Source organism: Mycobacterium sp. E796 (assembly GCF_001672815.1).
GTDB lineage: Bacteria > Actinomycetota > Actinomycetes > Mycobacteriales > Mycobacteriaceae > Mycobacterium.
On record NZ_LZKK01000345.1, the window covers coordinates 1 to 7,635 of the forward strand.

The following is a 7,635-nucleotide window of genomic DNA, read 5'->3' on the forward strand; positions in this document are numbered from 1 at the left end:
AGCCGTAGCCGCCGAGCATGCCCAGGTAGCCCTTCGCCGCCCACTGCCGGCAGTGCCGTTCCTCGTGGTGCAGCACCCGGTCCAGGTCGGGGCTGCCCCGAACGATCCGGCGCAGCCGCTCCGCCGGATCGCTGAGCGGGCCGCCGTTGACCATGAAGATGTCGCCCCAGGTGGTGCCGCCCCGCCGGCTGAACTGCCGCTGCAGCCAATTGCCGCCCACGCCCATCAGGATGCCGTTCGGGGTCGTCACCAGGCGCCCGCCGTTGCGGTGAACGAACCGGACGTCGCGCGAGTAACTCCAGCGATTTGCGTTCTGCCGCTTGATGATTCGTTCGACCTCGGCGGCGCAGTACGGCGTCTCGGGAAAATCAGCGGGCCGCCGGCCCGCCTTGCCGTAGTCGGTCCCCGCGTTCAGGACGTAGGTCAGCAGGGTCGCCGCGCGCGCGTCGTCGCCGCTGATCCCCGGCGGCAACAGGAAGAACGATTTGCCGTGCGGGTCCTTGATCTCCTCGGCCTGCCCGAGGATCGCAAAGCTCTCCGGCCTGATGGCGTGGCGCCGGGCGATCTCGGCGACGGCGTCCTCGGGCACGCCGCGGCGTCGGGCGTTTTCCCGCCACGCCTGCCAGTAGCCGTTTGCCCGCACGCTTGCCAATTTAGGGTGGAGTCAATGAACAGGCTGCCCTGGCAACGCCCGCGCCGCGTCACACAGATCACCCGCGGACTGGGCACCCTCGATCGGGAGCTATTCGAGACGATCGCCGAGACGCCTACCCCGCTGCTCGACACCCTCATGCCACCGCTGACCCGGGCGGCCGACCACTCCAAGCTGTGGTTGGCCATCGCGGCGGCGCTGTTGTCGTCGGGCAAACCGTCCGCGCAGCGCGGCGCGACCCGCGGCGTCGTGACGCTCGGCGCCACCAGCCTGATCACCAACCAGGTTGCCAAGCGAATCCGACGGCGCCCGCGGCCCGTCTACGCGTCGGTGCCCCTGGTCAGGCGGGTGCGCCGCCGTCCGGTATCCAACTCGCTGCCGTCGGGACACTCGGCCAGCGCCGCGGCGTTCGCCGTCGGGGTGGGCCTGGAGAATCCACCGCTGGGCTTCGTCCTGGCGTTGCTGGCCGGCGTGGTCGGGCTGTCGCGGGTGGCCACGGGCGCGCACTACCCCGGCGACGTCCTCGCGGGGTTCGGCATCGGCGCCGGCCTCGCGGTGCTGGGCGGCCGGCTCGTCCCGCCGATCGTCGAAACCACGCTGCCCCGGACCGAACCGCTGCTCGTCGACACCCCGCAACGCCCCGACGGCTCCGGCGTCGTCCTCGTCATCAACCCGTCGTCGGGGAGCGGCACCGGCGCCCGCATCGTCGACGAGGTCCGCGCCGAACTGCCCAAGGCCGAGATCGTCGAATTGGGGCCCGACGACGATCCCGAGCCGGCGCTGCGCAGCGCGGCCGAGCGCGCCGAGGTGTTGGCGGTCGGCGGCGGCGACGGCACCGTGGCGGCCGCGGCGTCGGTCGCCATCGACGCCGGACTCCCCCTGGCGGTCTTCCCCGGGGGCACGTTCAACCATTTCGCGAAGGACATCGGCTGCGACACCGTGGCGAAGACGGTGGACGCCATCCGACGCGGCAGCGTGTCCCGCGTCGACCTGGTGTGCCTCAACGAATCTCGGATGGTCCTCAACACCGCGAGCATCGGCGCCTACCCGAAGTTCGTGCAGCGACGCGAAAAGCTGGAGAAGCGCGTCGGCAAGCCGGTGGCCGGCTTCTACGCGCTGCTGCGCACGCTGCGCACCGACCGGCCCGTCACCATCCGCTACGACAACAAGACCCTGCAGACGTCGCTGCTGTTTCTCGGCAACTCGGTGTACCTGCCGAGCGGATTCGCGCCGTCCCGTCGCACCCGCATGGACGACGGCCTGATCGACGTGCGCATCCTGGAGACCGGCCACCCGTGGGCGCGGACCAGGATCCTGACCGCGCTGGCGCTGGGACGCCTGCCGCGCAGCCCGCTCTACCACGAGTTGCAGGTGCCGGAGTTCAGCTTCTCGGCCGTCGATGGCCCGACGGTCATCGCCCACGACGGCGAGGTCGGCGAGCGATACGACCACGCGAGTTTCAGCGCGAAATACCGCATCTTGTCGGTGTTTCGGCCGCAGCCGGATTGCTGAGGTCCCGGAAAGGGCTTGGCTGCAGTATGTTTGACCACGAGCGCGGCCGGCGAGGGGAGCGGGGATGGAACTGGGTCTGGGCGGCAAAGTCGCGGTGGTGACCGGCGCCAGTAAAGGCATCGGCCTGGCGATCACCCGTCGTTTCGTCGAGGAGGGCGCTCGGGTGATCGCCGGGTCGCGGACGATCAGCGCCGAGTTGGCCGAGCTGGCCGACGCGGGCTCGGTCGAGTCGGTCACCGTCGACCTGGCCGAGCCCGACGGTCCCGCCCGCCTGGTGGCCGCGGCCGGCGATCGGCTCGACATCCTGGTCAACAACGTGGGCTTCGGCGCTCCGCGGCTCGACGGCTTCCTCGCGATCACCGACGACATGTGGCAGCAGACCTTCAACCTCGATTTCATGGCCAGCGTGCGCGCGATCCGGGCCGCCCTGCCGCCCATGCTCGCCAATGGCGGCGGGGCGATCGTCAACGTCGGATCGGTCAACGCGCGGCTGCCGCTTCCGATGGTCACCGACTACAGCGCGGCCAAAGCCGCCTTCAGCAACCTGGCCAAGTCGCTGTCAAAAGAGTTCGGGCCCAAGAACATTCGCGTCAACACCGTCGAACCGGGCCCCGTCGTCACCGACTTCTGGCTCGGTCGCGACGGGCTGGCGTCCGTGTTGGGCGCCCCCAACGGGAAGTCGGCCGAACAGGTCACCGAAGAGTTCGCGTCGGGCAGCACGGTATCGGGGCGGTTCACCAGGCCCGAGGAGGTCGCCGACCTGGTGCTGATGCTGGCCAGCGATCGTTTCGCCAACATGATGGGGGCCGGCGTGGCGATCGACGGGGGCATGATTCCCACGCTGTGAGGCCACTGTTTAACAGCGCCAACACAGTCCCCGCCTAGCCGTGCCTCAGCGATCGAGTGTTTGCTCTTAGCGTCGCCGCGACGACCGCTGAAACTTGGGATCGGTAGGCCGGGCAAGCGATACACGATTTTGGCATTCGGCGACTATGGGCGGTCGCCGCGTCGGTCGGAGGTCGGGATGTCCTATTTGGTTGCGGTCCCTGAGTACGTGACGGCGGCGGCGTCGGATCTGGCGAACGTCGGTTCGACGATCAGCGCGGCCAACGCCGCGGCGGCGGCCCCGACGACGGCGCTGGTGGCGGCGGGCGGCGACGAGGTCTCCGCGGCGGTCGCGACCACGTTCGGCGCGCACGCGCAGGCCTACCAGGCGATCAGCGCCGAGGCGGCGGCGTTTCACCAGCGGTTTGTCGAGCTGCTCAACGCGGGCGCGGCCTCGTACGCCGGCGCCGAGGCCGCGAACGCCAATCCCCTGCAGGGGCTCCTCAACGACATCAACGCGCCCTTCGAGGCCCTGCTGGGGCGCCCGCTGATTGGCAACGGCGCCGACGGCACCCCGGGCACCGGCGCCAACGGCCAGAACGGCGGGCTGCTGTGGGGCAACGGCGGGGCCGGCGGATCCGGCGGCCCCGGCCAGAACGGCGGCAGCGGTGGCAGCGGCGGGTTCTTGTTCGGCAACGGCGGCCGGGGCGGCAACGGTGGGAACGCGATCGGCGCCGGCGTGGCCGGCTTCGGCGGCAATGGCGGCAGCGCCGTCGGACTTTTCGGCAACGGGGGCGGCGGCGGGACCGGCGGTGTCAGCGTCAACGGCGTCGGCGGCGACGGCGGCTTCGGCGGGAACGGCGGGTTCCTGATCGGCAACGGCGGCGTCGGTGGCACCGGTGGCAACGGCTTCGTGGCCGGCTGGGGCGCCGCGGGCGGCAACGGCAGCAGCTTGATCTACGGCCTGGGCGGCGCCGGCGGCGCCGGCGGGTCCAGCCTCAATTTCAGCAACGGGCTCGCGGGCGTCGGCGGTGACGGCGGCAGCGGCGGCGCCCTCTTCAACCTCATCGGCACCGGGGCCGACGGCGGCGCCGGCGGGGCGGCCGTCGGCGCCGGAAACATCGGCGGCCAGGGTGGCCAGGGCGGCAGCGGCAGCGGTCTCGTCTTCGGCCTCGGCGGCCTCGGCGGCGCCGGCGGCACCGCCCTGACGCCGGGCGGCACCGGCGGCCCCGGCGGAAACGGCGGCGACAACGGTTACGTGTTCAGCGACGGCGCCGGCAGCATCTACGCCGGGGGTTCCTTCTTCGGCATCGGCGGGGCCGGCGGCGACGGCGGGGTTGCCCAGGCCGGCGGCCACGGCGGTACCGGCGGGCTCGGCGGCCTTGGCGGGCTGCTCTTCGGCCTCGGCGGCCACGGCGGCAACGGCTACGGTGCGGCGGGCCTGGCGTTCGGCGGCAACGGCAGCCAGGGCGGCTACGGCGGCCTGCTCTTCGGCATCGGCGGCGCGGGCGGCAACGGCGGCTTCGGGGCCGTCCCCGGCGTCGGCGGACAAGGCGGCTTCGGTGGGTATTACCTGTTCGGCCCGAACGGGGCTAACGGGTTACCGGGGTGATTTGCGGTCGCTACTTGAAGAGGCCTTGCACAATTGCCGTGGCAATGGCGTTGGCTAATGAGTTGATTATCGGGTCGAGAATTGGTGCAAACAAAAAGAATAGGAAACGGCCGATTAAGTTCTGCAAGTCGACCAAGAACCACTGGACCACCGGGTTGGCGGCGCCGTCGGCGACCCCGCCGAGGGGCTACATCACCGCGGCGTTTGCGGCCTCAGCGCTGGCGAAAGCCCCCGCGCCGGCCTGCAAGTTCTGCGTGAACTGCTGATGAAATGCCTCCACCTGGCCCGCGATCGCCTGGTATTCCTGGCCGTGCGCGGAGAGCAACTGCGCCACAGCGGCGGATACCTGATCGGCGGCCGCGGCCGGCACCGAGGCCGTGGTGGCGGCAACCGCGCTGTTCGCGGCGCTCAGTGTTGACCCGATGGTCGCCAAATCCGTTGCGGCGCTGCCAATTAGCTTTGGCGCCGCGATCAGATCCGACATGCCCGTCCTCCTAGCGCGTCATCGAGCCATTCGAGATTGCAAAAGTATCGCCCGAAAGCCATCATTTTCACAAGTCGCCTTCTGTATTTAGCCGACTGACAAAGATTGCGCAGAACAAGATCTACCTACGAGGCCGCGACTATTTCATCAAAATAGTGACGGATCGCTGCTCTCTCGGTGCCCGTCGCGCGGCAGATGCCGCCGTCTGGCTTGATAGCCGAGCCGGATCGCCAACGACCAGAGCGCGAAAATTGCCACGAACCCGGCTACCAGTACTAGATCCATGATTCGCTCCTGCCAGAAGGCATACCCGCTGATGCGTCGGCCGTACCATTTGCTGGCCCACTGTCCGCCGGGTGTCGATCAGCACATCGCAGCGGTCGTACTGTTCGGGAACGGCAGCCATGGAGTCGCCCCCGCCTTCGCCGGCAAGACGATCGACCAGTGTGCGCCGGGCGACCCCATCTGCGGGAGAGGGCTGAATTGGCCGTCGCATTTGCAGCCGTCGTACATCGACTCGGGATTGGTGGATCAGGCCGCCAGCTTCGCCGCCGGCAGGCTGTAGGACGGCTAGTGGTGGCCGCCGCCGGAGCTGTGGCCGCCGCCGGAGCTGCCGCCGCCGATGGAGCTGCCGCCGGAGCTGTGGCCGCCGCCGAGGGAGCTGCCGCCGCCAACTGGGCCGCCGCCACCGCCGACGGGCCCACTACTTCCTGGGCTGCCGCCTGCGCCGACCGGTCCACTGCTGCCCGGGCTCGCGGCGCCGCCGAGGGGTCCACCGCCGCTAGGAGGCGTGCCAACGCCGACCGGTCCGCCGCTTTCGGGAGGCGTGCCGCCGGGGTTGCCGTGACTGGGACCGGAACCGGTGGCGGGTCCGCCGCTCTCGGGCGGCGCGCCGTCAGGGTTGCCGTGGCCCGGCACGGGACCACCAATGGGCCCGCCGCTCTCGGGCGGCGTTTCGCCGGGGGCGCTGTGGCTGGGGCCGGGACCGCTGCCCGGTTCGCCGCTTTCGGGGGGCGTATCGCCGGGTGTCCCGTGGCCGGGGCCCGGGCCGTTGGCGGGCCCTCCGCCCCCATTACCGGGGGGCGCCCCTTCCGTACCACCGGGATTTGTCCCGGGCCCGTGGCCCGGCGGAGTTTGGTGGGGTGGCGGCGAGTGCGGCGGAGGGACGTGGACGGGCGGTGGCTCGGCCGGCGGCGACGGATGCGGCGGCGCCTGGATCAGGGGCGGACTCGCTGGCGGGTCGGAGAACCAAACCTGCGGAAGGGGGCGCGGAGCTATCGGCGGGACCACGACCACGGGAAACGGCACGGCCGGCGCGACAGGAACCGGAGCCTCCGGAACGGGAGCCGCGGGGACCGGAGCCGGCGGAATCAGGGCCGCGGGCGGAGGAGGCACAGGAGCCGCGGCGGCCGGGACCGGCGCTGCCGGTGGCGAACCCGCGGTTAGAGTCAACGGCTTGGGTGCCTCCGCCTTGGTGGCGGCCACTTGCCAAGGCGCAGGCGCGAATACGTGCTCTGCCGGGGCGAGGAGATTTTGCAGTGGCGCGGGCAGCATTCCGACGGTCGTGTGGACGCCGACCGACAGCGCGATCTCCAACGCCATCGCCGCGCTGATAGCGGCGACCGCCACCGCGCTACCGACCAGCAGGTCCGGCCTGGAACGGGGCTCGCTTTCATCCTGATCGGCGACGTCCATGACGACGGTCGGTGCGCTTGCCTCGTCGTCTTCCACTGCGCTATAAGCGAATTCGTCGCCGTCCGCCTCGGCATCGGCGATGCGCAGGTATTCGGGCAGGGTACTCGCGTCGAGCGCACCGGTGCCCGGATCTTGTGCGTAGGCCAGCGCGGCGGTCGACGACGCGAACAACGGCGCATTCGCCGAGGCCAGGGCAGCACCACGGGCCAGGGCGGTCTCGGGCTCCTCCGGCGCGCTCACGTCAAGCGACGTCACCGATTCCAGCGCCGGCTTGATCGGCGCGATGTCGACGCCCGAGCCGACCAGGAACAGCCCGTCGGGTGCGAGCTCCATCTTCTCCAGTCCGGCGACCATGCCGCTGAGTTGTGTGATCGCCTCGCCGTAGGACTCGGCGTAGATCGGTTGCTTGTAGACGTCGGCGATGGAGCCGTCGGAGGTCTCGACGACGGCCAGAGTTGCGGTGTCGGGCTCCACGTACAGCACTGCGGTGCGCTCGTAACCGACTGCGCCGCCGACACTTTGGGCCAGCGCCGCCGCTGCCAGAAACGCCGACACCAGCATGACGTTCTCGATCTTGTGGGCGGCCAGCGCGTCGCGCAAAGCGGCCGCCTCGAACTGATCGGTCCACGTCACACCGATCGCCGACAGCTCGAGGCCAGCATCGGCGGCGCCCTCACGGGTGCCGAGAATGGCGGCGACCACTTGGTCGGGTGCGCTCGCCGTGGCCGGGTCGTCGGCAGCGGTGACGTCGAACTCGTCCTCTTCTACCGTTGCGCCGTCGGCGTTTTCGCCTTCCAAGACGACCATCTGGATCGACGCCGGTGCCATCGACACGCCGAGCACGATGTCCAATAC

Annotated in this window: 8 protein-coding genes; 4 read left to right on the forward strand and 4 right to left on the reverse strand. The window is 70.6% G+C overall.

Features of this window, described 5'->3' with window-relative positions:
• Positions 1–643: hypothetical protein (locus A5706_RS28320; RefSeq protein ID WP_068138710.1), on the reverse strand; the 643-nt coding region annotated here is incomplete at its 3' end.
• Between the two features lie 24 nt (positions 644–667).
• Here A5706_RS28320 and A5706_RS28325 point away from each other — a divergent pair.
• The 3 genes from A5706_RS28325 (at position 668) to A5706_RS28335 (ending at position 4,601) form a co-directional block, all read left to right on the forward strand.
• Positions 668–2,164 carry a bifunctional phosphatase PAP2/diacylglycerol kinase family protein gene (locus A5706_RS28325; protein ID WP_068138713.1) on the forward strand — a complete coding sequence of 499 codons (1,497 nt, stop codon included), beginning with the start codon at positions 668–670 and terminating at the stop codon, positions 2,162–2,164.
• A 64-nt stretch (positions 2,165–2,228) separates the two neighbouring features.
• Positions 2,229–3,011 carry an SDR family oxidoreductase gene (locus A5706_RS28330; protein WP_068138718.1) on the forward strand — a complete coding sequence of 261 codons (783 nt, stop codon included), beginning with the start codon at positions 2,229–2,231 and terminating at the stop codon, positions 3,009–3,011.
• A 177-nt stretch (positions 3,012–3,188) separates the two neighbouring features.
• Positions 3,189–4,601, forward strand: a complete 1,413-nt coding sequence (locus tag A5706_RS28335) for a PE family protein (protein WP_068138727.1) — start codon at positions 3,189–3,191, stop codon at positions 4,599–4,601.
• Positions 4,602–4,788: 187 nt separating this feature from the next.
• Here the strand turns inward: A5706_RS28335 and A5706_RS28340 are convergent, their stop codons facing one another.
• On the reverse strand, positions 4,789–5,085 hold the full coding sequence (locus A5706_RS28340; protein ID WP_068138721.1) for a PE family protein: 297 nt from the start codon (positions 5,083–5,085) through the stop codon (positions 4,789–4,791).
• 147 nt (positions 5,086–5,232) lie between these two features.
• Complete coding sequence (locus tag A5706_RS33320; protein WP_156767392.1) at positions 5,233–5,370, reverse strand: hypothetical protein; 138 nt, start codon at positions 5,368–5,370, stop codon at positions 5,233–5,235.
• Positions 5,371–5,401: 31 nt separating this feature from the next.
• Here A5706_RS33320 and A5706_RS28345 point away from each other — a divergent pair, with 31 nt between their 5' ends.
• Positions 5,402–5,650, forward strand: a complete 249-nt coding sequence (locus tag A5706_RS28345; protein ID WP_231985448.1) for a cutinase family protein — start codon at positions 5,402–5,404, stop codon at positions 5,648–5,650.
• Positions 5,651–5,655: 5 nt separating this feature from the next.
• Here A5706_RS28345 and A5706_RS28350 read toward each other — a convergent pair.
• Positions 5,656–7,635, reverse strand: a 1,980-nt coding sequence (locus A5706_RS28350; RefSeq protein ID WP_369831969.1) for a hypothetical protein, incomplete at its 5' end; no start/stop codon positions are given.

What these genes read in the sequence shown, in the direction of transcription:
- A5706_RS33320 (WP_156767392.1), bottom strand. Translation starts at nt 5,370, where the DNA reads ATGGATCTAGTACTGGTAGCCGGGTTCGTGGCAATTTTCGCGCTCTGG.
- A5706_RS28345 (WP_231985448.1), top strand. Translation starts at nt 5,402, where the DNA reads ATGCGTCGGCCGTACCATTTGCTGGCCCACTGTCCGCCGGGTGTCGAT.
- A5706_RS28335 (WP_068138727.1), top strand. Translation starts at nt 3,189, where the DNA reads ATGTCCTATTTGGTTGCGGTCCCTGAGTACGTGACGGCGGCGGCGTCG.
- A5706_RS28325 (WP_068138713.1), top strand. Translation starts at nt 668, where the DNA reads ATGAACAGGCTGCCCTGGCAACGCCCGCGCCGCGTCACACAGATCACC.
- A5706_RS28330 (WP_068138718.1), top strand. Translation starts at nt 2,229, where the DNA reads ATGGAACTGGGTCTGGGCGGCAAAGTCGCGGTGGTGACCGGCGCCAGT.
- A5706_RS28340 (WP_068138721.1), bottom strand. Translation starts at nt 5,085, where the DNA reads ATGTCGGATCTGATCGCGGCGCCAAAGCTAATTGGCAGCGCCGCAACG.